The sequence below is a fragment of the Haloarchaeobius lipolyticus genome, from assembly GCF_051208015.1.
In the GTDB taxonomy this organism is placed as follows: domain Archaea; phylum Halobacteriota; class Halobacteria; order Halobacteriales; family Natrialbaceae; genus Haloarchaeobius.
In genome coordinates, this window is the sequence record NZ_JBPKGF010000003.1 from 411,309 (window position 1) to 436,061 (window position 24,753).

At 66.1% G+C, this 24,753-nt stretch carries 23 protein-coding genes; 13 read left to right on the plus strand and 10 right to left on the minus strand.

Going from position 1 to position 24,753, the window contains the following annotated elements; all coding sequences use genetic code 11:
* Positions 1–62 precede the first annotated feature (62 nt).
* From ACSC1Y_RS11855 to ACSC1Y_RS11865, 3 genes are all read left to right on the plus strand, one after another.
* Complete coding sequence (locus ACSC1Y_RS11855) at positions 63–971, plus strand: RsmB/NOP family class I SAM-dependent RNA methyltransferase (protein WP_435335063.1); 909 nt, start codon at positions 63–65, stop codon at positions 969–971.
* Positions 968–1,471, plus strand: coding sequence for a DUF7122 family protein (locus ACSC1Y_RS11860; protein ID WP_435335064.1), 504 nt, complete (start codon positions 968–970; stop codon positions 1,469–1,471). Before ACSC1Y_RS11855 ends, ACSC1Y_RS11860 begins: the two co-directional genes overlap by 4 nt.
* 134 nt (positions 1,472–1,605) lie before the next feature.
* The gene (locus ACSC1Y_RS11865) at positions 1,606–2,031 is read left to right on the plus strand and encodes a CBS domain-containing protein (protein ID WP_435335065.1); all 426 of its coding nucleotides are present in this window, start codon (positions 1,606–1,608) and stop codon (positions 2,029–2,031) included.
* Between the two features lie 164 nt (positions 2,032–2,195).
* Here ACSC1Y_RS11865 and ACSC1Y_RS11870 read toward each other — a convergent pair whose 3' ends face one another.
* Together ACSC1Y_RS11870 and ACSC1Y_RS11875 are read right to left on the minus strand one after the other, a co-directional pair.
* Positions 2,196–3,728 (minus strand): DUF790 family protein, encoded by a 1,533-nt coding sequence (locus tag ACSC1Y_RS11870; protein WP_435335066.1) that lies wholly within the window; start codon positions 3,726–3,728, stop codon positions 2,196–2,198.
* 102 nt (positions 3,729–3,830) lie between these two features.
* The gene (locus ACSC1Y_RS11875) at positions 3,831–5,279 is read right to left on the minus strand and encodes a DEAD/DEAH box helicase family protein (protein WP_435335067.1); all 1,449 of its coding nucleotides are present in this window, start codon (positions 5,277–5,279) and stop codon (positions 3,831–3,833) included.
* Between the two features lie 102 nt (positions 5,280–5,381).
* Between ACSC1Y_RS11875 and ACSC1Y_RS11880 the strand changes: the two genes are divergently transcribed.
* The 3 genes from ACSC1Y_RS11880 to dnaJ all read left to right on the plus strand — a co-directional run bounded on the left by ACSC1Y_RS11880 (position 5,382) and on the right by dnaJ (position 9,822).
* A complete protein-coding gene (locus ACSC1Y_RS11880) occupies positions 5,382–6,410 on the plus strand; it encodes a nucleotide exchange factor GrpE (RefSeq protein ID WP_435335068.1) in 1,029 nt (342 codons plus the stop codon).
* Positions 6,411–6,535: 125 nt separating this feature from the next.
* Positions 6,536–8,389: a molecular chaperone DnaK gene (dnaK, locus tag ACSC1Y_RS11885; RefSeq protein ID WP_435335069.1), complete on the plus strand. Its 1,854-nt coding sequence runs from the start codon at positions 6,536–6,538 to the stop codon at positions 8,387–8,389.
* A 263-nt stretch (positions 8,390–8,652) separates the two neighbouring features.
* Positions 8,653–9,822, plus strand: a complete 1,170-nt coding sequence (gene dnaJ / locus ACSC1Y_RS11890) for a molecular chaperone DnaJ (protein ID WP_435335070.1) — start codon at positions 8,653–8,655, stop codon at positions 9,820–9,822.
* A gap of 4 nt (positions 9,823–9,826) precedes the next feature.
* Here dnaJ and ACSC1Y_RS11895 read toward each other — a convergent pair whose 3' ends face one another.
* The gene (locus tag ACSC1Y_RS11895) at positions 9,827–10,477 is read right to left on the minus strand and encodes a PH domain-containing protein (RefSeq protein WP_435335071.1); all 651 of its coding nucleotides are present in this window, start codon (positions 10,475–10,477) and stop codon (positions 9,827–9,829) included.
* Complete coding sequence (locus ACSC1Y_RS11900; protein ID WP_435335072.1) at positions 10,478–11,275, minus strand: hypothetical protein; 798 nt, start codon at positions 11,273–11,275, stop codon at positions 10,478–10,480. It abuts the gene before it with no gap.
* A gap of 174 nt (positions 11,276–11,449) precedes the next feature.
* On the opposite strand from ACSC1Y_RS11900, the gene ACSC1Y_RS11905 reads away from it, so the two are divergent.
* Entirely contained in the window at positions 11,450–12,172 is a 723-nt protein-coding gene (locus tag ACSC1Y_RS11905) for a hypothetical protein (protein WP_435335073.1), read from the plus strand.
* A 14-nt stretch (positions 12,173–12,186) separates the two neighbouring features.
* Here the strand turns inward: ACSC1Y_RS11905 and ACSC1Y_RS11910 are convergent, their stop codons facing one another.
* The 3 genes from ACSC1Y_RS11910 to ACSC1Y_RS11920 all read right to left on the minus strand — a co-directional run bounded on the left by ACSC1Y_RS11910 (position 12,187) and on the right by ACSC1Y_RS11920 (position 17,020).
* Entirely contained in the window at positions 12,187–13,671 is a 1,485-nt protein-coding gene (locus tag ACSC1Y_RS11910; protein WP_435335074.1) for a short-chain fatty acid transporter, read from the minus strand.
* Between the two features lie 88 nt (positions 13,672–13,759).
* Entirely contained in the window at positions 13,760–14,914 is a 1,155-nt protein-coding gene (locus ACSC1Y_RS11915; RefSeq protein ID WP_435335075.1) for a sensor histidine kinase, read from the minus strand.
* A 48-nt stretch (positions 14,915–14,962) separates the two neighbouring features.
* Positions 14,963–17,020, minus strand: a complete 2,058-nt coding sequence (locus tag ACSC1Y_RS11920) for an AMP-binding protein (RefSeq protein WP_435335076.1) — start codon at positions 17,018–17,020, stop codon at positions 14,963–14,965.
* 81 nt (positions 17,021–17,101) lie between these two features.
* Between ACSC1Y_RS11920 and ACSC1Y_RS11925 the strand changes: the two genes are divergently transcribed.
* Positions 17,102–18,412 (plus strand): hypothetical protein, encoded by a 1,311-nt coding sequence (locus ACSC1Y_RS11925; RefSeq protein WP_435335077.1) that lies wholly within the window; start codon positions 17,102–17,104, stop codon positions 18,410–18,412.
* Between the two features lie 124 nt (positions 18,413–18,536).
* Positions 18,537–19,154: a GNAT family N-acetyltransferase gene (locus ACSC1Y_RS11930; protein ID WP_435335079.1), complete on the plus strand. Its 618-nt coding sequence runs from the start codon at positions 18,537–18,539 to the stop codon at positions 19,152–19,154.
* Positions 19,155–19,169: 15 nt separating this feature from the next.
* Here the strand turns inward: ACSC1Y_RS11930 and ACSC1Y_RS11935 are convergent, their stop codons facing one another.
* A complete protein-coding gene (locus ACSC1Y_RS11935) occupies positions 19,170–19,481 on the minus strand; it encodes a DUF8142 family protein (protein ID WP_435335080.1) in 312 nt (103 codons plus the stop codon).
* A 72-nt stretch (positions 19,482–19,553) separates the two neighbouring features.
* Here ACSC1Y_RS11935 and ACSC1Y_RS11940 point away from each other — a divergent pair, with 72 nt between their 5' ends.
* Together ACSC1Y_RS11940 and ACSC1Y_RS11945 are read left to right on the plus strand one after the other, a co-directional pair.
* Positions 19,554–19,883 (plus strand): DUF7967 family protein, encoded by a 330-nt coding sequence (locus ACSC1Y_RS11940; protein ID WP_435335081.1) that lies wholly within the window; start codon positions 19,554–19,556, stop codon positions 19,881–19,883.
* Between the two features lie 95 nt (positions 19,884–19,978).
* A complete protein-coding gene (locus ACSC1Y_RS11945; RefSeq protein WP_435335082.1) occupies positions 19,979–21,661 on the plus strand; it encodes an acyl-CoA mutase large subunit family protein in 1,683 nt (560 codons plus the stop codon).
* A gap of 29 nt (positions 21,662–21,690) precedes the next feature.
* Here ACSC1Y_RS11945 and ACSC1Y_RS11950 read toward each other — a convergent pair whose 3' ends face one another.
* Positions 21,691–22,794 (minus strand): aminotransferase class V-fold PLP-dependent enzyme, encoded by a 1,104-nt coding sequence (locus ACSC1Y_RS11950; RefSeq protein ID WP_435335083.1) that lies wholly within the window; start codon positions 22,792–22,794, stop codon positions 21,691–21,693.
* A gap of 137 nt (positions 22,795–22,931) precedes the next feature.
* Here ACSC1Y_RS11950 and mce point away from each other — a divergent pair, with 137 nt between their 5' ends.
* A complete protein-coding gene (gene mce / locus ACSC1Y_RS11955) occupies positions 22,932–23,318 on the plus strand; it encodes a methylmalonyl-CoA epimerase (protein ID WP_435335084.1) in 387 nt (128 codons plus the stop codon).
* Between the two features lie 78 nt (positions 23,319–23,396).
* Here the strand turns inward: mce and ACSC1Y_RS11960 are convergent, their stop codons facing one another.
* Positions 23,397–24,080, minus strand: coding sequence for an NUDIX domain-containing protein (locus tag ACSC1Y_RS11960; protein WP_435335085.1), 684 nt, complete (start codon positions 24,078–24,080; stop codon positions 23,397–23,399).
* Between the two features lie 182 nt (positions 24,081–24,262).
* Between ACSC1Y_RS11960 and ACSC1Y_RS11965 the strand changes: the two genes are divergently transcribed.
* Positions 24,263–24,751: a VOC family protein gene (locus ACSC1Y_RS11965; RefSeq protein WP_435335086.1), complete on the plus strand. Its 489-nt coding sequence runs from the start codon at positions 24,263–24,265 to the stop codon at positions 24,749–24,751.
* Positions 24,752–24,753 lie beyond the last annotated feature (2 nt).

Below are 24,753 nucleotides of genomic sequence, written 5' to 3' on the forward strand. Positions count from 1 at the left end.
GCCGCAGCACCCGGACCGGGCGCTTCGAAAGCGACAAACCCCCGTCTCTCGAAGGCCGGCGCATGGAGCCGTTCGACCGGTACCGCGACGTGATAGACGACTTCGAGGCGTTCCTGGCCGCGTGCGAACGGCCGTTGCCGATGGCGGTCCGGGTGAACACGCTGAAGACGACCCCCGAACGCGTCACGCAGGCGTTCGACGAGGCCGGCATCGAATACGAACGAGCCGACTGGCACCCCCTCGTCATGACCGTGGACACCGAGAAACCGGGAGCGACGTGGCCCGGCTTCCACGGCTGGACCACCGGGCAGGAAGAGGTCTCCGCCATCCCCCCGACCGTGCTCGACCCCCAGCCGGGGGAGCGCGTGCTAGACACGTGCGCCGCACCGGGGTCGAAGACCACGCAACTGGCCGCCGAGATGGACGACGAGGGGACCCTCGTCGCCAACGACAACAACCTCGGCCGGCTCTCGGCGCTCCGGTTCAACTGCGAGCGACTCGGCGTGACGAACGTCGTCGTGACCAACCAGGACGCGCGGAGCTACTCGCTCAAACCGTTCGACGGTGAGGAGTTCGACCGCGTCCTCGTAGACGCCCCCTGTTCGTGCGAGGGGACCATCCGGAAGAACCCGGACGCCCTCGACAACTGGAACATGGGCCACGTCACCTCGGTGGCCGGGATACAGAAGGGAATCCTCAAACGAGCGGTCCAGATGACCCGCCCCGGGGGGACCGTCGTCTACTCGACGTGTACTTTCGCTCCCGAGGAGAACGAGGCCGTGCTCGACCACGTCATCGGCGAGGAGGACGTCAGCGTCGTCGACTACGACCTCGCGCTCGACCACGAGCCGGGGCTCACCGAGTGGGAGGACGAGGAGTTCGACCCGCAGGTCGCGAAGGCGAAGCGCGTCTACCCGCACCAGAACGACACTGGTGGCTTCTTCACCGCGAAGCTGGAGGTGGAGGCATGAGCGGCAACGACGGTCAGCAGTTCGACCGACTCCCCGAGACCGACGCCGAGCAGGAGGTCGACGGTCGCGCGACTCGCGAGGCCGTGGTCGGCTGGTGGGAGGACCGCTTCGGCGTGCCGCCGGAGACCTTCGCGGACCACACCTTCTACGAGAAGGGCAAGGGCAAGATATGGGCGTTCGCCGGGGACGTCCCCGACAGCATCTCTGTCGAGGGCGTCGGGATGACGTTCCTCCGCACCCGGCAGGAGCACTGGAAGCCGACGACCGACGCGGTCCAGCGGTTCGGCCGCCACGCCACGAAGAACGTCGTCGAACTCGACGAGGACGAGGCCCGAAAGTTCGCCGCGGGTGAGGACCAGGAACTCGACTACGACGGCGACTGGGGCTACGTCATCGCAGCGCACGAACTCGCGGGTGAACGGGAGCCGCTCGGCGTCGGCCTGTTCCTCTACGGAGAACTCCGCTCGGTCGTCCCGAAGGGCCGCCAGCGGACCCTCTGAGCCGGCCGCTTCCGTCGGCTTCCGGGCACTGCTCTCGACTCCTGAGGCATCCAGCCCGTGATACCTGCTAACATATTTCCTCGTCTCCGACCTCTCTAGTGGCACGACGCCAGAACCGGCGTCGGGGAGTACACATGCCAACCATAGACATCGCCCGGAAACTGGACGAGGTCGTAAGAGCCCAGCCGGACTCGACCATCCAGGATATCGCGACGAAGATGAACCAGAAGATGGTCGGATCCGTCGTCATCCACCGGGACGAAGAGCCAGTCGGTATCGTCACCGACCGTGACATCGCCTTGAAAGTCGTCGGCGAGGGAAAGGACCCCGCGTCGGTGACCGCGCGCGACGTCATGTCGAACGACCCGGTCACCATCGAAGCCAGTGCAGGCGTCGCCGAGCTCTGCGAGAAGATGCGTGAAGAGAGCGTCCGGCGGATGCCCGTGACCGAGAACGGAAAGCTGGTCGGTATCGTCACGCTCGACGACCTGATGGTCCTCCTGGACGGCGAGATGAACGACCTGACGGACGTCATCAGGGCAGAATCTCCGGCGTACTGATTCAAGTACCAAGACGGGGCAAGCGACGGTGTGCCCTGAACTGAACCGCTCGCATGCGCCCCGCGGTTGTACGGCACAGCGCACGCGAGGACCCGTCTGTGCCGTCTGTTCACCACGACCGCTCGACGGGCCGGACTCGTAGCGGACCGGTCGTTCAGCAGTGATTACTCTGCGGACCGGAGGGTCCCCCCGCTCAGTCCTTCCCACTCGACCCGGTACCCGAGCGTCGAGAGCACCGCACTCGTGTCGCTGAGTCCACGCGCCGAAAGTTCCTCCTCCGCTTCGGCCAGCGACATCCCCGCGGAGAGCTCGCCGGCTACCTCGCGGAGCACCGCCGGCCGCACCAGCGTCCGCCCGACCAGCTCGTGTGCGGGGAACCGCTTGCCCTCGACGGCGTCTTCGCTGACGCCGTGCCGGTCCGCGAGCGCCGCCAGCGCCACCACGTCGTCCGCCGGCTCGAGTTCGGCCGGAAGTGCCGCGGAGCTGGCGGCGACCAACTCGTCTTCGTAGCGCCGGAGCGCATCGCGCACGTCCTTCACCCGGATTCGACCGCCCGAGTAGAGAATCGCACGGTGGTCCAGCGACTCGATCTCGTCTCCCACGCCGAGCGACGCGTCGACGGCGACGAGTAACTCGACGTCCTCGAGGTCGCGCATCTGTGCGAGCTTCTTCTCGACGTACTCGGGGGTCCAGAATCCCATCACCTCGAAGTAGATGCGGCAGCCGTCGGCCGGTGTTTCCGCGTCACCGCCAGCTGGAGCCCAGTCGAACGCGAAGTCGGGGATCATGACCCGCGTCCCGGTCGCCAGGGGTTCGGGTTCGCGGACGAGGTTCCAGTCGAGGTCGAGCGACTCGAACCGGGTCGCGAAGTCAGCTTCCACGTCGCTGTCGAAGGTCATCTCGGCGACCGGCTCCGCGTCGGGGACCCGAACCGGATCGTCGTTCGAGAGCCGCAGCACGCGTTCGGTTCCGTAGTCGTCGATCGTCGCCTCGAGCCGCCAGTCCGTCGTCTTGGCGACGGTTCGTAGGAGACGAGCGAACGCGGTCCCGTAGCGTCGGGACGACCCGAACAGCGCGTCAGGGCCCGTCACCACGAGTTCTCGCCCGGCGTCGGTCCGGTGGACCTCGTACATGAGCCGGAGCCGCTTGACGGCGGAGACGAGGGTCTTCGGGTCCGACGAACGGACCCGGACCTCGGTCGCGTCGAACAACGCGGTCTGCGCAAGCGAGAGGTTGTAGCGGCCGACCAGCTCGGTGGGAGACCACCGGTCACCGACGTCGGTGACCACCTGACGGTCCGCGAGGTCCGCGAAGAGCGACTGCTCGACCTCGTCGCCGGACAGTCCGAGACTCGAACCGGCGTTCGCCAGCGCATCCTCCCGGTCGGCTTCGGTGACGACGCCGACTGCCTCGGCGGCCGAGAATGCGGCCCGTCTGGCACGCTCCGGCGGCACCGGGGCCCGCGTCTCGACCGTCGTCTCGCGCTCGACGAGTTTCGCGAAGCCACGGACGAGCTTGAAGTCGGCGTCCGATTCGAGCGCGGAGAGCGCCGCCTGTAAGTCCCCGTAGGGCTCGCCCACGTGCCCCTGGAAGACGCCGAGGATGCGGGCCGCGAGGCGCTCGTCGTCCTCGTCGGCGAACTGCGGGTGGTAGCCTCCACCGGCGCGGGACACCCGGAGGAGGTCCTTCGTGAGCATAGTGCTGGGTCGGTGGTGCAGGCGAAAAAAGCTATCACCTCGCTCTGGCGAGCCCATGCTCGGTCCCCGGTGTCGGTCAGCCGGGTCGGTCGCCCATTCGGGTCAGCCTCGTCGGCGGTTCGCGACCCGCGTCTCCGCCGTCTCCTCGCTGACTATCTCGTACATGAGCGCCCGCCCACCGTCCGACTTCGGTCGGAGGATGCGTCCCAGCCGCTGGGTGAACTCGCGTTCGCTCCCGCTCCCTGAGAGGATGACGGCCACGTTCGCGTCCGGGACGTCGACGCCTTCGTCGAGGACGTTGGACGTGACGACCCTGGAGTAGCTCCCGTCACGGAACCGGTCGAGTATCCCCCGACGCTCGGCCGTGCCGGTGTTGTGGGTGATGACGGGTATGAGGAACCGCTCGGCGATATCGTAGGCGAGGGCGTTGTGGGCGGTGAAGAGGATGACCCTGTCACCACGGTGGCGCTCGAGCACGTTCTCGAGTGCGTGGAGCTTCGCCTCGCTCCCCATCATGATGCGCCGCGCCTCCTGCTTCGCGAGCAGTGCCTCCCTCGCGGCCGGGTCGTTGCCCGAGCGTTTGACGAGTTCCTGGTAGTCGCTCCCGGACCGGAGCTGGATGTCGCTCCGTGCGAGGTAGTCCGTGAACGTCCCCTGGGCGGCTTCGTACCGCTCGCGTTCCGCTGGTGTGAGTGCGACCCGCATCCGTTTCACGTCGTAGTCGGCCAAGTGCTCACCGGCGAGGTCGTCCACCGAGAGACGGTAGCGAAGCGGGCCGACGAGTTCCTCGACGGTCTCGTGGGCGCCGTCCGGCCGTTCGAAGGTCGCGGTCAGGCCGAGTCTCGCTGGCGCCGCGGAGAGCCGTGCCACGTCACGGTAGCCCTGGCCACCGAGGTGGTGGACCTCGTCGAAGACGACCAGTCCGAACCGGTCGCCGAGGTCGGCGGCCCGGAGGTACGCGGAGTCGTAGGTGGAGACGGTGATGTCCTCGACTCGCTGCTCGCCGCCGCCGAGCTGCCCGACCGGGACGTCGAACTCGTGCTCGAGTTCCGTCCGCCACTGGTCGACGAGGTCGAGCGTCGGGACCACGACGAGCGTCGGCGTCGCACAGCGTTCGATGGCACCGATTGCGACGACGGTCTTCCCGCTCCCGGTGGGGAGTTCCAGACAGCCACGCTGAGGGATGGAGTCGCTGGTGTTCGTTGTGTTCGTTCCGCCGGTGTTCGTCTGCCCGGTTCCCGTCTCGGCGTCTCTTGCGGCTACGTCCGCGCTGGCACCCAGGTCTGCCCAGACGTCGAGCGCCGCCTGCTGGTAGTCTCGGAGCTCGTAGTCGGATTCGAGCGTCGGGAGTTCCGGCAGGTCGAGCACCAGGTCCTCGTACTCGACGCCGGCTTCGTCGAGCTGTCGCGTGAGTGCCACGTATCGGTGGGCGGGGACGCGACACGTGTCGCTCCGTGCGTCGTCGACGAGGTATGAGAGCGAACGTGTCTCTGTGGGTACGGGACCGTCCAGCCTGACGGTTCCATCCTCGTAGCGAAGCGTGAGGGTCACTAGACTGTCGTATCCGGGCCGTCGGTATAAGGCGTGCGGGCAGGGCGGTCGCGCCGGGTCGGACCTGAACCCTTTTGGTGTCTGGCGAGTTTTGTTCCGCACATGGAGCAAGACGAGGATACGGAGACGAGGGCCTCCGTTGCGGAGCAGGAGGCCGAGGCGGAACCTCCAGCAGACGACCCCACCGGGTCGGACGAGCCCGTCGAGGCTGCCGAGACGTCGGCGTCGGGTGACAGCGACGACGGTGAGGCCGCGGGTGCGGACGGTGCGGGTGCCGCGGAAACTTCGGCCGGGACGGGTCAGCAGTCGGCGGGTCCACAGAGCCCGGTCGGCGACGACCTCGTCGACCGCGTATCCGAGTACGACGACGGCCTCGCACAGGAGGTGCAGTCGCTCGTGAACCGGGCGTTCGAACTGCGTGACGAATCTCGAGACCTCCACGACCGCGTCGAGGAACTCGAGTCGGAGGTGGAGTCGCTCCGCGCCGAACGGAACGATTTCAAACAACGACTGGTCCGCAAACAGGCGGACTTCAAGAACTACAAGGAGCGTGCGAAGAAGAAGCAGGACCAGATACGAGAGCGTGCGACCGAGGATCTGGTCGAACGGATCGTCCCCGTCCGCGACAACCTCGTCCGGGCACTCGACCAGGAGGAAGGTGCCGACATCCGGGACGGCATCGAAGCGACCCTCCGTGACTTCAACCGCGTTCTCGAAGACGAGAACGTCGAGGAGGTCTCGCCAGAGTCGGGTGAGGAGGTCGACCCACAGCGTCACGAGGTGATGGTTCGGGTCGACAGCGACGAGCCCGAGGGCGCTATCGTCGACGTCTACCGCCCAGGCTACGAGATGGGCGGGAAGGTCATCCAGACCGCACAGGTGACGGTAAGCAACGGCTCGGACTACGACCCGGCCTCCGAAGCGGTCGCACTCGACGGCGACGTCGACGAGGGCGCTGACGACGGTACCGAATCCAAACCTGTCGGTCCGGGAGAAAGTGCGACGGCGGACGGTGGATCGGATGGCGAACCCACGACCGAGAGCACAGAATCCGCGGACGAAGAGGAGACCGAGCGGTCCGACGAAGCCAGCGACGCCGAGGTCGATGCGGCGCTGGGAGACGAACAGTAATCACCACGATATATCTAGCGAAAATTAGCGTTTCGTGGGGGGTATTCGGCGTCTGTTGGTTTTAATTCGGCGGAGTGGGTAGTTAAGCAAGTTTTAAACCGACGAGGGAGGTATTACCCCCTAACATGGCGAGCAACAAGATTCTCGGTATCGACCTTGGGACGACGAACTCCGCGTTCGCCGTCATGGAAGGCGGTGACCCGGAGATCATCGTGAACAGCGAGGGGAACCGAACCACTCCCTCCGTGGTCGCGTTCACCGAGGACGGAGAGCGACTCGTCGGCAAACCGGCGAAGAACCAGGCGATTCAGAACCCCGACCGGACCATCGCCTCCATCAAGCGACATATCGGGGAGGACGGCTACACGGTCGAGATCGACGACGAGGAGTACACGCCGGAACAGATCTCGGCGATGATTCTCCAGAAGATCAAGCGTGACGCCGAGGAGTACCTCGGCGACGACGTCGAGAAGGCGGTCATCACGGTCCCCGCGTATTTCAGCGACCGACAGCGCCAGGCGACCAAGAACGCCGGCGAGATCGCCGGCTTCGACGTAGAGCGTATCATCAACGAGCCGACGGCCGCCGCGATGGCCTACGGCCTCGAAGACGACTCCGACCAGACCATCCTCGTCTACGACCTCGGTGGCGGTACTTTCGACGTCTCTATTCTCGACCTCGGCGGCGGTGTCTACGAGGTCGTCGCCACCAACGGGGACAACGACCTCGGTGGTGACGACTGGGACCACGCCATCATCGACTGGCTCGCAGACGAGTTCGAGCAGGAACACGGTATCGACCTCCGCGAGGACCGGCAGGCGCTCCAGCGGCTCAAGGACGCCGCAGAGGAGGCCAAGATAGAGCTCTCCTCGCGCAAGGAGACCGAGATCAACCTCCCGTTCATCACCGCGACGGACGACGGCCCCATCCACCTCGAGGAGAGTCTGACCCGTGCGAAGTTCGAGAGCCTCACACAGGACCTCATCGACCGCACCGTCGAGCCGACCGAGACGGCACTCGACGACGCCGGCTACGACAAGGACGACATCGACGAGGTACTGCTCGTCGGTGGCTCCACCCGCATGCCGCAGGTCCACGAGAAAGTCACCGAGCTGCTCGGCTCCGAGCCGAAGAAGAACGTCAACCCGGACGAGGCGGTCGCACTCGGTGCGGCCATCCAGGGTGGCGTGCTCGGCGGCGAGGTCGACGACATCGTCCTGCTCGACGTGACGCCGCTGTCGCTCGGTATCGAGGTCAAGGGTGGACTGTTCGAACGCCTCATCGAGAAGAACACGACCATCCCGACCGAGGAGTCGAAGATCTTCACGACCGCGGCGGACAACCAGACCTCCGTGCAGGTCCGCGTCTTCCAGGGCGAGCGTGAGATGGCACAGGACAACGAGATGCTCGGCGAGTTCCACCTCACCGGCATCCCGCCGGCTCCCGCCGGTACCCCGCAGATCGAGGTCACCTTCAGCATCGACGAGAACGGCATCGTCAACGTCTCCGCCGAGGACAAGGGCTCGGGCAACCGCGAGGACATCACCATCGAGGGCGGTGCCGGCCTGTCCGACGCCGAGATCGAGCAGATGCAGAAGGAAGCAGAGGAGCACGCCGAGGAGGACCGCCAGCGTCGCGAGCGCGTCGAGGCGAAGAACGCCGCCGAGGCGACCATCCAGCGCGCACGAACGCTCCTCGAGGAGAACGAAGAGCAGGTCGACGACGACCTCCGTGAGGACATCGAAGCCGAGATCGAGAACGTCGAGGCCGTCGTCGAGGACGACGACAGCTCCAAGGAGGAACTCGAGGAGGCCACGCAGGCGCTCTCGAAGGAGCTCCAGGAGATCGGCAAGCAGATGTACGACCAGGCCGCGGCGGCCCAGTCCGACGGCGGCATGGGCGGTGCAGGCGGCATGGGCGGCGAGGACGACGACTTCGTCGACGCCGACTTCGAAGACGTGGACGAGAAGGAGGAGTAACCTCCTTCTCGTCCGCCCACCAGAAAGCTCCGCTTTCTGGGGACGTAGACGACGAGGAGTAGAACGACCCGTCGTCTGCTCGCTGGACCGTAGGTCCAGCGGTGTGGACGAGAGCGAAGTTACTCTTCGCTCTCATCTGCTCGTCGGGCCGCAGGCCCGACGGTGTGGACGACGAGAAGGAAGAATAACTCCCGCCGACTTCTGACCCCGGCGAACGAACCCGTTCTTTTCAAGTGTCTCAACCGACTATCGGCCAGTAACGAATGAGCGAGGACTTCTACGATGCCCTCGGCGTGAGCAGAGACGCGTCCGAGGACGAGATCAAACAGGCCTATCGCAAGAAGGCCGCGGAGTACCACCCCGACGTGTCGGATGCGGAGGACGCAGAGGAGAAGTTCAAGCAGGTGAAGAAGGCCAAGGAGGTGCTCACCGACGACGAGAAGCGACAGGCGTACGACCGCCTCGGCCACGACCGCTTCACCGAAGCCGAGAAGCGCGGCGGGTTCGACCAGGGCGCTGGCGGCATGGGCGGTGCCGGCGGCTTCGGTGGCGGTATGGGCGGCGGCATGGGCGGCGGTATGGGAGGTATCAACGACATCTTCGAGCAGTTCTTCGGCGGCGGCCAGGGACAGGGCCAGCGCCAGCGTGGCCCACAGCCCGGCCGAGACCTCCGGACTCGCGTCTCGCTCGACCTCGAGGAGGTGTACGAGGGCGTCGAGAAGCAGGTGACGGTCACTCGCCCCGAGCACTGTGAGACGTGCGAGGGTCACGGCCACCCGCCCGACGCCGACTCCGAGACCTGTTCGGAGTGTAACGGCCAGGGCCGCGTGACGACGGTCCAGCAGACACCCCTCGGCCGGGTCCAGCAGACCCAGACCTGTCCCCAGTGTGAGGGCGAAGGTGAGCTGTACGACGAGACCTGTTCGGACTGCGGTGGTCGAGGCGTCGTCCAGGAGGAGGCGAAGCTCACCGTCGAGATTCCCGCCGGTATCCGGGACGGACAGCAGGTTCGCCTCGGTGGCGAGGGAGCTCCTGGTGAGCCGGGTGCACCGAAAGGCGACCTGCTCATCGAGGTCCGCGTCGCCGAGCACGACCGGTTCGAGCGCGACGGTGACGACCTCGTCCACCGACTCCCCATCTCGTTCCCGCAGGCGGTCTTCGGAGACACCATCGAACTCGATCTGCTCGGCGGGAAGACGGAACTGGAGATACCCGAGGGAACCCAGAGCGGCGAGACCTTCCGCCTCCGCGGCAAGGGTATGCCGCGGCTCCGCCGTGGCGGGCACGGCGACTGCTACGTACAGGTACAGGTCGTGACGCCCGAGGAGCTGAACGACGAACAGCGCGACGCCCTGGAAGCGTTCGCCGAGGCTGGCGGCGAGGAGGTCGAGGTGAAGAAGGGCTTCTGGAAGAAGCTGAAGAACTCGCTCTGATTCGTTACTTCGCGTCTACTTCCGCGGCCCCGGCACCGGCCTGTGTGCTCGGCGACGGGTCGACAGCCGGCGACTTCGACTCGTGTTCTCGGCCGGCGACGAAACCGTCTAGGTCCCCGTCGCTCGCTTCGTCGAGCTGTTCGAGGACGATGTCACGGACGTCGTGCGGTTCTGCCGTGTTGGAGAAGTCGATGTAGCCGATGCTCCGGTTCGTCCCGGCCGCGAGGAACGAGACGCTCCCGAAGCCGAGTGCCGACTGAAGGCGCCCGCGACGGAGTTCGATGCCACGGACCTTCGAGAGCGGCAGTTCACGAGACTGCTCGCTGTAGAACAGTTCGTACTCCCGGCGGAGCGAGTCTCTGGTGATGATGTAGTTGGTTCGTCGAAGGACGAAGTACTGGACTACGAGACGGACGAGTCCGATGACGCTGAGCAAGAGGACGACCCAGCCCGCGATCTCGCCGTACCCCTGCTCACCGAGTGCCTGTGGATTCGCGAGGAAGTAGCCGCCGAGGCCGAACCCGCCCACGGCGAGGATGGCGGCGTAGATTACCACCATCTTCGTCGTCGGGGTCGTCTCGTAGACGACGTCCGAGCCCAGACCGCCGTTCCGTTCCGATTCGTCTGCCGATTGTGGATGCGTGTTTCCTTCCATTCAGATCATCCCGTTGGTGTTCGCGACGATGATGCCGACGACGTAGATGGCCGGTGCCGCTCCGACCGCCCCGATGACGAGGAACGCCGTGGTACGCGTGGTGCCGTGGTTGAGCCTGGCACCGAGGTACAGCGAGTAGAGGTAGTACAGCAGCGAGATGACGAGGCCCGCGATGGCGAGCTTCCCTTCGAGCGTGACGTTCGCCATGTCGACCGGCGTCGGCCGGCCGCTCGGTAACGCGAGCCCGGAGCCAAGTGCGTCGATGAAGAAGTAGAAGAAGGACTTCTGAACGTTGATGACTATCTGGTCTGCGACCTGGATGGTCGGACTGGTCGAGAGATGCATCACGAGCGTGAAGATGGCCGCGAGGTACGCGCTGGTGGTATAGACGACCGTGTGCATCGTCTGGAGCACTCCCTTCGAACTGAGCGAGAGCGCGACCGCGGCGTGGTAGTTCAGGAACGTGATGACCAGTGCGACGGTGATGAACGAGCAGTTGTCCAGTAGCGCCGTCCAGAACTGCCACAGGGCGTTGGGGTCTGCGAACGCGGCGAACGCGGATGCCGCGAACCAGTCGGGTGCGGGCTGGCTCTTCTGGACTCCGACGCCGGCCAGCGTGAGCGGGACGGCGTAGAGCAACAGGTTGAGCACGTAGACCACGACGAGGCGGTTCGCCTCGACGACCACACCCACCCGCGACTGGGTGTACGAACTCGTCTGTGCTCGTACGAACCGTGACGGGTTGAACACCGCGTTGTACAGTTCGCGTACGATACCGTGCGTTATCCGACGTGTCATTGCTTCCCTGTCGATTTCGTAGTGAAACAAGTACAAAGTAGTATTGGCCGAGAAGCCCGCTGGAGGCGGTCTGTCGGCCGAACGTACGCTCCCGAGGAGATGACGTGTCGAAATCGGGTCATCCACATCGATGCGAACCGCGTCCTTTTCTCCCAGCGGGTAGAACCGCCGGGCATGAAGACGCTCGCCGACGTGCTCGCCCGAGAGCGGCGGTGCGAGGACCCCGCGCTGTTCGTGTCGGAAGGTCCTCAGCGGTACAACTACCACCGGCTACTGACGACGGCCTGGAAAGCAGCGAACTTCCTCCACCACCACGGCGTCAGGGAGGGGACGACAGTCGCCGTCACTCCCGAGCACCGGGCCCAGCCGGTGCTGGCGTTCCTTGGCGGGTCGCTGCTCGGTGCCAGGACGCGGTTCGTGACCGGACGCGAGGCGGACGCCAAGGTGCTCGTCGCTCCCTACGACAAGCTCGACGCGTTCGACCTGCCCGCCGGAACCCAGCGGATCGGCTACGGCGACGACCCGACCGACCCGGCGCACTGGTACTGGGAGGGAGACGTCTGGAGCGAGAACCCGACGATGCCGCCGGAGCCGTCGCGTCCGGAGACGGAGATACTCGTAACCGACGAACGAGGGTACAGCCACGCCGACCTGCTCGGCTGGGCCCAGGAGGCGCGCGAGTCGCTGGCGCTCGCAGGCGACGAACGCGTCGCCGTTCGGGCTCGGATCGTCGACGCCCGCGTGCTCGCTGCCGGTGTCCTCGCGCCGCTGCTCGCCGGCAGTGAGATTCTATTTCCGGACGACGAGACGGCCGGCGACGTAGCCATTACGTTCGATACCCGTGATGGTGAGGTGCACGAAGAAGACGTATTCGACGTTGCGTCTCTCGATTCTTGAGCCGCCGTGCGAGCCTACATCGGTAACAGCGTGATGCCGACGATGACGATGGCACCCGCACCGAGCAGCACGAGCACGCAGTAGCCCATGATGTCGCGGACCGAGAGCCCGGAGATGGCGAGCAGCGGCAGCGCCCAGAACGGCTGAATCATGTTGGTCCAGGCGTCGCCCCACGCCGCGGCCATCGCGACGCGAGCGACGGGCGTTCCGGATGCCTGTGCGGCTTTCACGAGCGGTTCACCGACGACGGCCCACTCGCCGCCACCGCTGGGGACGAACATGTTGACGATGCCGGCCGTGAGGAACGCGATGGCGGGCAGAGCGCCGTTCGGGGCGACGGCGACCATCCCCTCGGCTATCTGCGTCGCGAGCGAGGTCGAGCCGGCCGGAGCGAACGCCATGATGCCCATGATGCCTGCGTAGAACGGGAACTGGAGGATGATGCCCCAGACGTTCTCGACGGCCTCCTTCATCACCTCGATGTAGGCAGCGGGCGTCCCGTGCAGCGTCAGCCCGAGGAACAGGAAGGTGAAGTTCACGATGTTCAGCCCGAGGTTGTTCCACGGCATCGTTCCGTTCTGGACACCGTTCCAGAAGTAGAGTACGACCGCGACGAGTCCGGTGAGACCGATGAGCGTCGCGAGGGTCGACGAGTGCTCGATACGCTCCGCGAGCGTCATGTCGTCGGTTGCGGTCGGCGTGGCGGAGACGGTCTCCCCACCGTCTGCGACGGCGTTCTCGTCGAACGTCTCGGGGTCGATCGGCCGCTTCTTGTCGTCGCTCTCCGGGTACATGAAGTAGAACAGGAGCGGGAGGAAGACGACGCCGACAACCACGAACAGGGCGAGGTTCGCGACCGTGAAGATGGTCTCGCCGGTCGGGATGGTCGACGAGAGCGTCCCCGACGCGAGCAGGAAGTTCCCCTTGTCGGCGGTGGTGTTGAGCAGGAGCGGAATCGAGCCAGCGAGTCCGCCGTGCCAGACGACGAAGCCGGAGTACGCACCGGCGACGATGATGGGGAAGTCGATACCGCGGATCTGCTTTGCGACCTTCCGTGCGAGCAGGGCCCCGACGACGAGGCCGAGCCCCCAGTGGACGAACGACGCGATGGCGGCGACGAGCGGGACCATCGCGGCTGCGCCCCGTTCCGAGGACGGCAGTTCGGCGACCCACGAGAGGATGCCGTCGACGAGGTCGGTCTGTGCGAGCGCGTACCCCGTCATCAGGATGAGGGTCATCTGCATCGCGAAACTGAGCAACGCCCAGAAACCGCCGTACCAGCCGACACGGAGGATGTCGACGGCGTGGACGATGTATGGCTCGATTGGTTCGAGGAAGGTGAGTCCGAGCCCGAGCGACCCACCGCCGGGTTCGACGAACGCGAACGCCAGTCCGTACGCGACGAACGTCAGCAGTATCGCGAACAGGAACGCGTCCGGGAGATATCGCTCCACCAGCTTCGTGCTCCCCTCGGCCATCCGCCTGACGATATTCGACATATGTTCAGAAATCGTACTCGCAACCCCTATTAATACTATTTAACCAAAATTTACCAGTTCTGCTTGATAGGACGGTGGAGAATCGTTCTCAACCGGGACGGAACTCGAACCGCGCACCCGTCGGTCCGGAATCGGTCGCGGTCTGCAGGACGGTCTCTCCAGTCGGAGCCTGCGCCTGCGTCGGTCCAGCGACCGTTACCGTCCAGCCGTGGGCCTGGGCGATCCGCTTGACGATGGTGAGGCCGAATCCGGTGCCGGTCTGGCTGGTGGTGTAGCCGGCTTCGAACACGTGGTCACGCTCCTCTATCTGGATACCGGGCCCGTCGTCGGCGACGTAGAATCCACCGTCACCGAGCGGGCCGACGAACACGGTCGTCGTCGGCCCACCGTGATCGAGCGCGTTCCTGAACAGGTTCTCGAACAGGGTCTTGAGACGGGCGGGGTCAGCCCGTATCTTCCCCACGGGCCGTACCGAGAGCGTCCCGTCGCGGGTATCGGTGGTCTCCCAGGCGTCTTGCGCTACCGTATCCACGTCGGTCAACGTCGTCGTGACCACCTGGTCGCCGTCGCGCGCGAGCGTCAGGACGTCCTCGATTATCTCCTCCATCCGCGCGTGTGCTCGCTCGACTGCGTCGAAGCGCTCTTTCTCACCCGATTCCCGGGCCAGATGCATGTTGAGCTCGGCGACGGTGAGCGGGTTCCGCAGGTCGTGGCTGACGACGGCCGCGAACTCGTCGAGCCGTTCGTTCGCCCGTTCGAGCTCGAGCGTTCGTTGTGCCATCCGGTCCTCGTAGATTCCGATGAGCAGCCCTCCACCTGCACCTATCACCGTGGCGATGACGAGGTCGGCGAGGACGAGCTGGCCGACGAAGGTCGTGCTGAGTTCGACCGCGCTTCCCAGGACCTCGATGATCGCCTCCGAGCCGACGAGTGAGATTCCGAGTAGCAGGATGATGCACATGGTTCCGACGCACGCGATCGCCGACCCGAGCAGCGTCCTGCACGTCAGATGCCAGATGCGGTTCGGTTCGAAGCCACGTTCTATGACCTGGTAGCCGACGGCGGCTATCCAGAGCCCGACGCCCATCGGAATAATCGCGGTAAGAGCGTCGAAGAGGAGCGAGTCGTGGTCGATCGCGTAACTGCTCAGCGAGAGTACGACAGCGCTGATTCCGACAAGAATGAGCGACCACCGCTGTCCAGTTTCGAGGACGGACCGGCTCGTTCCCCGTTCTCCATTCACAGGGAGTGTAGGTGACGGACCAGCTATTAAGATAGCGCGTGCGCTCGGTCAGCGCGCGTCTTCGAGTCGCTCCAGCGCACCGGGATTCTCGATGCTCGACATGTCGCCGAGCTCCTCGCCTGTATAGGTCGCTTCGATGGCCCGCCGGATGATCTTGCCCGACTGCGTCTTCGGGAACTCGTCGACGAACAGGACCTCGCGCGGGCGGAACGGTTTACCCAGCTCCTCGCCGACCTGCTCGCGGAGTTCGTCTTTGAGGTCGTCGGTCTCTTCGACGCCGTCTTCGAGGATGACGTAGGCGATGACGGCGGTCCCGGTCGTCTCGTCCGGAGCGCCGACGGCCGCAGCCTGGTTGACGGCCGGGTGGTCGATGAGCGCGCCTTCGACCTCTGCCGGGCCGACCTTCCGGCCGGCGACGTTGAGTGCGTCGTCTGCGCGGCCGTGGAGGAACCAGAAGCCGTCTTCGTCCTTCTGGGCCCAGTCGCCGTGGTCCCACATCGGCGGGTCCTCGAAGCTCGACCAGTACTCCTCGAGGTAGCGTTCGTCGCCGGACCAGAGCGACTTCGTCATGCTCGGACAGGAGTCGCGCGCGACGAGGAAGCCGCGTTCGTGGGTGTCCGCGATGGACTCACCCGACGAATCGACGATGTCGATGTCCATGCCGAGCCCCGGACCGCCGAGGGTGCAGGGCTTGAGGTCGTTGATGGGCATCGGCATGAGGAAGCAGCCGCAGATCTCGGTACCGCCGGAGATGTTGATGATGGGCGCCTCGCCGCCGCCGACGTTCTCGAGGAACCACTGCCAGGACTCGGGGTCCCAGGGCTCACCGGTCGAGCCGAGGATTCGCAGGCTGGACAGGTCGTGGTCCTCGAGCCACTCGTCGCCGTGCTTCCGGAGGGCGCGGATGGCCGTCGGCGAGATACCGAACTGGGTCAGCTTGTGCCGGTCGATCATCTCCCAGAACCGGTCGGGCTCGGGGTGGTCCGGCGCGCCCTCGTACATGAACATCGTGTTGCCGAAGCTGTGGTTGCCGATGAGCGTCCACGGGCCCATCATCCAGCCGATGTCGGACACCCAGAAGAACCGGTCGGCGGGTTTGAGGTCGAAGCCGAAGTAGAGCTCCTTCGCGCACTGCAGCTGGACGCCCGCGTGCGTGTGGACGATGCCCTTCGGTTTCCCGGTGGTGCCCGAGGAGTAGAGAAGCATCGACTCCTGACTCGAGTCGAGCGACTTCGTCTCGTACTCGTCGTCCTGCGTCTCGACCGCGTCGTCCCACGTCTCGTCGCGGTCGTCGTGCCACGGCAGTTCACCGTCTGGTACGTGGCCGAGGCGCTGGAAGACGACGGTGTGTTCGACGTGGCCCGCCTCCTCGATGGCCTCGTCGGCGGCTTCTTTCAGCGTGACCTCGCCGCCGCGCCGGTAGAAGCCGTCGCCGGTGAACAGGACCGAGCACTCGGAGTCGGCGATTCGCGTGGCGGTCGCGTCGACGCCGAAGCCGGAGAAGATGGGAACGGCGATGGCGCCGACCTTGAAACAGCCGTAGAGGATGGAGACGACCTCTGGGACCATCGGCATGTAGAGGCCGACCGTGTCGCCCGTCTCGAGGCCCACCGACTCGAGATAGTTCGCGACCTTGTTCGCCTGTCGGTGCAGTTCGTGGTAGGTGACCTCCCGAACACCGTCGGACCGCCGGCCCGACGAGCCTCCGCTCGCGCTGCTCGCGGAGACGTCTCCCGGCTCGCCTTCCCAGATGATGGCCACCTGGTTCCGTGTCGGCTCGTCCACCTCGGCCCATCGGTCCAGCGTGTTGTGCGCGATGTTGATCTTGCCGCCCGGGTACCAGTCGGTGAACTGCGGTCCCTCGCTATCGTCTCGGACCGAATCGTACTCCTCGTAGAACTCGATGTCGAGATAGTCGACCAGTTCGTCCCAGAACCAGTCGACGCCCGACGCCTCGACACCCTCGACCTCGGTCGTCGTCCGCTCGATGAGCTCGTCGTAGTCCGCGATGTCGTACGCCTCCATGAACTCCCAGACGTTCGTCGACTCGACGAACTCCTGCGACGGTTCGAACGCCACCTCGGACACGTCCTCGAGTGATTCCATGCGTGGGGGGTCACGCGGAGACCACAAAAATTGCCCTCTTCTTTCGGGGGGTTTACCCGCCGCCAGCGTCGACCATCTGCCATGCCTACGCTCTCCGTCCCCGACGAGACGACCGTCGGCGATCCGCTTCCGGTTCGGCTCGAGGACGGGCCCGCGATGGGTCCCGTCTCGGTCCGTCTCACGACTACGGACGACCGCGGCCACAAACTGCAGGCCACGGCTCGGTACTCCACCACGACCGACGGCGACCTCGACACGACGAAGGCGAACCTCGTCTCCGGCGCCGACCTCGGCGGCCGGATGCCACTGTCGTGGCTCCGTCCCGAGGACGAGGCCGCCTTCCCGTACTGCATCTTCGAAGAAACCGATGCGGTCACCGTCCACGTCTCGGTCGTCGTCGACGACGAGGAGCTCACGGCCCGGACGACCCGGACGCTGGTCGACCCGGCCGTGGAGACGGTTCGACTCGACGGTGCTACCAGTGCCGACGACGGTTCGGGACCGGTTGGTGACCTCTTCCTCCCACCCGGCGACGGTCCCCATCCTGCAGCCGTCGTCTGCCACGACCCGCTCGCCGACCGCCCCAGCAGATTCCTCGAGATGCTCGCATCGGCTGGCGTCGCGGTCGTCTCTCCGATGTACCGGGACGGACTCGACGCTGCCGGCGGCGCTGATACCGACGCTCCCAGCGGCGCTGGTACCGACGCTGCCGGCGGCGCTGACGCCGACGGTGCTGCCCATCAGCCGCCGGTCCCGCTCTCTCGGGTCGAGACGACCGTCGACCAGCTGGCCGCCAGGGACGACATCTCGACACCGCTCTCACTCGTCGGCATCGGCCACGGCTCCGAGGCGGCAGCACTGGTCGCCGCCGGGGCCGACCTCGTCCAGACGGTCGCTGGTTACGCGGCGACGGCCTACGGTCTGCCCGCGCTGACCGGCCCATCGGCAGGCACGGCGGTCTGGTCCCACGATGGCGAACCGATTCCCACCCTCCCCGTGTCAGTGGCCGAGGACCTCTCGCCTGCGGTGACGGACGACCCGTATCCCGTCGAACTGGTACAGGAGGCGCTCGCCGATGCGACAGCCGCCGAACTGGAGGACGTGTCCCTCCCGTGGGTCGGGGACACCGCCGGAACCGCCGTGCTCGTCTCCGGTGGCCACGACAACACCTGGCCGGCGACGGCCTTCGCGGAGCGAATCGAGCTGTGGCGGCGCGGAGACGACCTCGAAACGGTCCACGTCGACCATCCCGACGCCGGCCACGGGGTGCTGGCTCCGTACCGTGACGAACGAGCCCGGCAGGCCGTTCTCGGTGGCTCGGCACTCGGCGACGCCGAGGCTGCTATCGATGGCTGGCCCGCGCTTCTCGACGCGCTCCGTCGGGCGGACTGAGACGGCGGCGTCTCGAGTCGTGTCACGTCCCGGGTGACCGAGGGGTCTCGATCACCTCACGTTCTGGATTTCGCTCCACCGAACGGGGATAACTCCTATGCCCTTCGGGAAGCTACCAATTACCATGTACGTCCGGGATGCGAAGAACAGGGACGAGGTCTGGCTACTCGACCAGATAGAGGCGATGGGCCTCGACGATACAGCGTTCCGGTCCCGGGACTACGTCATCGCGGTCGACGAGGATTCGGGGTCGAAAGCCGGGTTCGGCCGCATCCGCGTCCACACGACGAGTGACGGCGACCGGACCCAGAGCGGCCGCAGACAGGCTGAAGAGGGCGACATCTGCGAGCTGACGAGCATCGGCGTCCTCGACGAGTGGCGCGGCCAGGGCGTCGGCGCGCACGTCATCGAACGGCTCGTCGAGTACGCCCACGACGACGGCTTCGACGTGGTCTACTCGCTCACCGACGAGGGTGGCTACCTCGCCCAGTTCGGCTTCACGGTGATACCTGAGGAAGACCTGCCGAGCGTGCTCCAGCAGCGTATCGCCGAGAAGCGCGAGGAGACGGCGCCGGGTGCCAAGGCTATGCGACTGGACAGGGGCGATTTCCGGATGCCGGAGCGCCTTCGCGAACGGTTCAAGGCGGCGACCCGACACGAGGAGGTCCCCGACGAGGTTTCGCCGGAGGACTTCGGTATCGACACGGAGAAGGCGACCTACAAGTACGACACGGGGAGCTGAGCGCTTCTCTCCGTCTCACTCCGCCGCCGCGTCCTCGTCTTCGTCGTACTGGTAGTCCTGGTGGTCGACGAAGCCGTACTTGAACGCGACCCAGCCCAGGAAGCTGATCATCAGTATCGGTGGGAGTATCATGAAGCCCCAGAGTGGGTCGAGCCCCCACCCGAGCAGGAGGACGACGTCGGCGAGGCCGAGCAGCAGGAACGGCAGGATGTAGAGGAACGCCTGTTTCCGGGAGACCTCGTCGTCGTCGGGAATCGGGGCCTCGGCTACGGCCCCGGCGCCTTCGGGCTCCTCTCCAGCCTCGTCGTCCGGGAGCGGCGCGTCCATGTCCCGACCTCGGGCGCGGATTCGCAAAAATCGTCCGGTAGCACTTTCGGATTCGACGGGGAAACTAGAGGCATGGCCGAACACCGTGCCGACGACGCGACGGATCGCGGCGAGAAGTCACGCGTCGACGAGGACACGACCCGCGTCTGGCTCGTCGAACGGACCTACTCCGACGACGAGCAGAACATCATCATCCTCGTCTACGCGACCGAGGACGGTCGGTTCTACCACCGTCGGGAGCGCGCCCTGACGAGTTTCACGGGCGACCACCGGGTGACCCGGGCCGCCCTCGACGTCCCCGAGAGCGACATCGGACCCGTCGACGACCCCGAGGAACGGGAACAGTATGCGAGGGAAGCGAGCCGGATGGCGAGCGAGCACGCCCCCGACGACGCCATCTGAGCCGGCGACGGCGGGGCTCGTGACCCGGTAACCACGGTCGGGGCGGGAGACGTGGTTCAAAAACCGTTAAGGTCGGGGTGGCCGTCGGTCTCCGTATGTTCGACGAGGACGACCTCAACGCCATCCGCTCCTCGAAAGAGGAGTGGGAGGAGGAGGCGGTCGACCCGGTGCTCGACCGTTTCGGCGAGCGCAAGGACCAGTTCGAGACAGACACGGGTGGCCACGAGGTCGAACGGCTCTACACGCCAAACGACGTGGCCGACCTCGACTACGGCGACGACCTCGGCTTCCCGGGGCAGGACCCGTACACGCGCGGCGTCTACTCCACGGGCTACCGCGGCCGGCTGTGGACCATGCGTCAGTACGCCGGCTTCGGGACGCCCGACGAGACCAACGAGCGGTTCCACTACCTGCTCGACCAGGGCCAGACCGGCCTCTCGATGGCGTTCGACCTGCCCACGCAGATGGGTTACGCCTCCGACAACCCCATGTCCGCGGGCGAGGTCGGTAAGTCCGGCGTCGCCATCGACACGCTGGACGACATGGAGACCGTCTTCGACGGCATCCCGCTCGACGAGGTCTCGACCTCGATGACCATCAACGCGCCCGCGTCGGTCCTGCTGGCCATGTACATCGCAGTCGGCGACGAACAGGGCGTCGACCGCGAGGAGCTGCGGGGCACCATCCAGAACGACGTGCTCAAGGAGTACATCGCCAGGAACACGTACATCTACCCGCCCGAGCCCTCAATGCGCATCATCACGGACATCTTCGAGTTCTGCGCCGAGGAGACGCCGAAGTTCAACACCATCTCCATCTCGGGCTACCACATCCGCGAGGCCGGCTCGACCGCCGCACAGGAGCTCGCGTTCACCCTCGGCGACGGAATCGAGTACGTCGAGGCGGCCGTCGACGCCGGGCTGGACGTCGACGAGTTCGCCCCGCAGCTGTCGTTCTTCTTCAATGCCCACAACAACATCCTCGAGGAGGTCGCGAAGTTCCGTGCCGCCCGCCGCATGTGGGCGAAGATAATGGAGGAACGCTTCGACGCACAGGACCCCAAGTCGAAGCAGCTGAAGTTCCACACCCAGACCGCCGGCTCGACCCTGACCGCCCAGCAGATAGAGAACAACGTCGTCCGGGTCGCCTACCAGGCGCTCGCGGCCGTCCTCGGCGGAACCCAGTCGCTCCACACGAACGGGAAAGACGAGGCGCTCGCCCTGCCGACCGAGCAGTCCGTCCGAACCGCCCTGCGCACCCAGCAGATACTCGCACACGAGTCGGGCGCGGCCGACACCATCGACCCGCTCGCCGGTAGCTACTACGTCGAGGCCCTGACCGACGAGATAGAGGAGGAGGCGTTCGACATCATCGAGACCGTCGACGGAAAGGGCGGGATGCGGAAGGCCGTCGAGAGCCAGTGGGTCCAGCGCCAGATCCAGGACACCGCGTTCGACCGCCAGCAGGAGATAGAGGCGGGCGAGCGAATCATCGTCGGCGTCAACGAGTTCGAGGTCGACGAGGAGCCCGAGATGGACATCCAGGAGGTCACCGAGGAGGACGAACAGCGCCAGATTCGCCGGCTCGAGGACGTCTACGAGGCGCGCGACGACGAGGAGGTCGACGCCACCCTGTCCGCCCTTCGCGAGGCCTGCGAGGGCGACGACAACGTGATGCCGTACATCGTCGACGCCGTCAAGGCCTACGCCACGGTCGGCGAGGTCTGCGACGTGATGCGCGACGTGTTCGGGGAGTACCACCCCGGTAGCGCGGTCTGAAGCGACTGGCCGATTCTTCTCCGGTTTTCCTACAGCACCTCCAGCAGGGCGTCCACGTCGTCTCTCGTGTTGAAGACGTGGAGCGACGCCCTCGCGACGTTCGCCGTCGGAATCGACCGTATCCTGATGCCCTGCTCGGCGGCCCGCTCGACAGTGGCCTCGGGGTCCGAGTCGGAGAAGGAGACGAGTCCCGAGTGGTATGCCTGTGGCGAAACGAGCCGGTCACCCAGTTCCTCCTTCAGGTAGTCGGTCAGGTCTGCGACGTGGTCCTCGACGGTGTCCAGCCCGATCTCCTCCATCGTCTCGATGGCCTCACGGAGCCCGGCGTAGGGTGCTGGCGCGACGGTCCCGAACTCGAAGCGCTTCGCGCCCGCGACGAACTCGTGTGGGTCCTCGTAGGGATCCTCGAGGTTCCGGTAGCCCAGCTGGACGGGTTCGAGCGTCTCCGCGAAGTCCGACTCCACGAACAGGTAGCCCGCGCCCCACGGCCCGAGCAGCCACTTGTGCGCGGAGCCGGCGACGGCGTCGGCCCCCCATTCGTGGACGTCGAACCGGTGTTGGCCGGTCGACTGGACCGCGTCGACCAGCACCCGTGCACCGGCGTCCTGGGCGATCTCGGTCAGTTCGCGGACCGGCGCGCGGTAGCCGGAGGTCCAGCAGATGGAGGAGAACGTCGCGAGGGTCGCACCGGAGACCGCGTCGGCCCAGTCGTCCGGGTCGATGCGCCCGTCCTCGGTCTCGACGACGCGGACCTCGACGCCGTGTTCGTCGCGCAGACGCCGCCACGGGAGGATGCCGGCGGCGTGTTCGACGTCGGTCCGGACCACCACGTCGTCTGAATCCCAGTCCATCGCGAGCGAGAGCCGACTGATGCCGTCCGTCGTGCTCCCAGTGAGTGCGATCTCCTCGGAGCGTGCGCCGACGTGTTGGGCGACGACGTCTCGAACCTCGTCGAACAGGTCGAACGCGGGGAAGTACATGCCCTCGCCTGCCGGAGTCTCGAACTCGTGGAACTCGTACCACGACTCGACGGCCTGGGTGACCCGCCGGGGACTCGGGCCGCTCGCGCCCGTGTTGAGGTAGACGGTTCGGTCGAGTGCCGGGATGTCGTCGCGGAGGTCGGCCGGCTGCATGGGTGGCAGAACGGGCTTCGGGGCGATAAGTGCCAGCCTCACCGGTCCGAGCGGTCGCTATCGCGAGGTGCTCGGTACATCCGTTGGCCGCCCCGCAAGTCTGTACCTTCTTGTCCCCGCCGGCCGACGGTCCGCGTATGCACTTCGACCACGCCGGCATCGCGACCGACGACGCGGCCGCGATGGCGGACCTGTACGCGGAACTGTTCGGCTTCGAGGTCGCTCACGAGGAGGAGTTCGACGGGATGCGCGTCGTGTTCCTCGACTGCGGCAACGGCTACTTCGAGCTGCTCGAACCGCTCTCCGAGGAGGGAACAATCGCGAAGTTCGTCGATTCGCGCGGCGCGGGCCTCCACCACCTCGCAGTGGCCACCGACGACATCGACGCCGCGCTCGAGACGGCCCGTGACCTCGACATCCGGCTCATCGACGAGGAGCCGCGGACGGGCGCGTGGGGGCACGACGTGGCGTTCATGCACCCGAAGGACACCGGCGGCATCCTGCTGGAGTTCGTCCAGCACTGAGCCGGCTGCGGCTCTCTGTAGCGTGTGAGCAGTATGAACCACGTGAGGAGTCGGCAAGCCGACAAGAAGCTTTCTCTCTCAGGCCGACCAGGTGTCGGCCCGCTGCTGGGCGAAGTAGTGGAGATTGGGCGGGAGGTCCGCGAACCAGGCTGCGCCGTTCAGCTGGTCCGGTTCGATAGTGACGCGACCGCCGCAGTAGGCCGCGTCGAAGACGGCGTACGCGAGGTGGACCTCTGCCTCAGAGCAGGGGTCTTCGACGATGGCCCAGTGGACGAAGACGCACTCCGTTGGCTCGGCGTCGACGCCGGTCTCTTCGCGTACCCAGCGAGTGGCCGCCTCCTCGTATCTCTCCCCGCTGTCGGCGTCGTCCGGGTCGAATCCCTTCACTTCGCCTCCCGGCGGACACCAGGAGTCGCGGTCGCGCCTCATCCCGAGAAGGACGCGGCGGCGGGACCCTTTAGACTCCCCCGCGTCCGGTCGACGTGACTCCGTGTTATCCGCGTCGGAGTCTCGTTCCGTCCGACCGTCTTCGCACTGCTGGCCGCTCTCACGGACCGTCCAGCAGTAGGCACCGCCGATGTAACCCTCCTCTGCGTGCTCCCGGAGCCGGTCGAACTCGCCGCGAGGCTCCTCTCGCTCCGTGACCACCGTCACGTCGTCGTAGGTTCGCGTGAGTCGGCGGACGCGTCTGGCGACCGCTCTCGCGTTGTACCGGACGGGTCGGTTGGACTGCGCTGATGGAGCGTGTGGAGCAGGCGGCATTGCCTTCGTGCAGAATCGTGCGAGGGCGTAGATGAAGTTACTGGCTACCCACCTTGCCAGCTCTCTACGCGTTCCGTGAGGTCGTGGTCACTCTGGAATCTCCCCCGGGTCCGGAGGTGACTGCCCAACCGAAGGTCCTGCCAACCGGAACGAAGTTCGGGTCGTGGGACATCTCTCTCGGTATGACAGACGCTCCCGCGGTCAAGGAACTGGGCGAACTGGCCCTCCGGGTACGCGACCTCGACGAGATGACCGGGTTCTACGAGACCGTGGTCGGTCTCGAGATACTGGAACGGTTCGACACGAGCACGTTCTTCCGACTGCGCGAGGGATACGGCGGCCACACCCAGATTCTGGCGTTGTTCGACCGGTCCGGTGGCGGGGACTACGAGCCACCGGCGCCGGCGATGACCTCGGTCGACCACTTCGCGTTCACCGTCGACGTCGAGGAGTTCGCGGCCGAACGGGAGCGACTCGAGGCGCTCGGCGTCGACCTGGACTTCGCGACCCACGAGTGGGTGTCGTGGCGGTCGCTCTACTTCTCCGATCCCGAAGAAAATCGCGTGGAGTTCGTCTGTTACGACGAGCGCGTCGGCGACGAAGTTGACGACGAACCGGTCGGCGACGGTGTCGACGACGATTCGAACGGCGACGGGTCGGTCGACGGGTGACC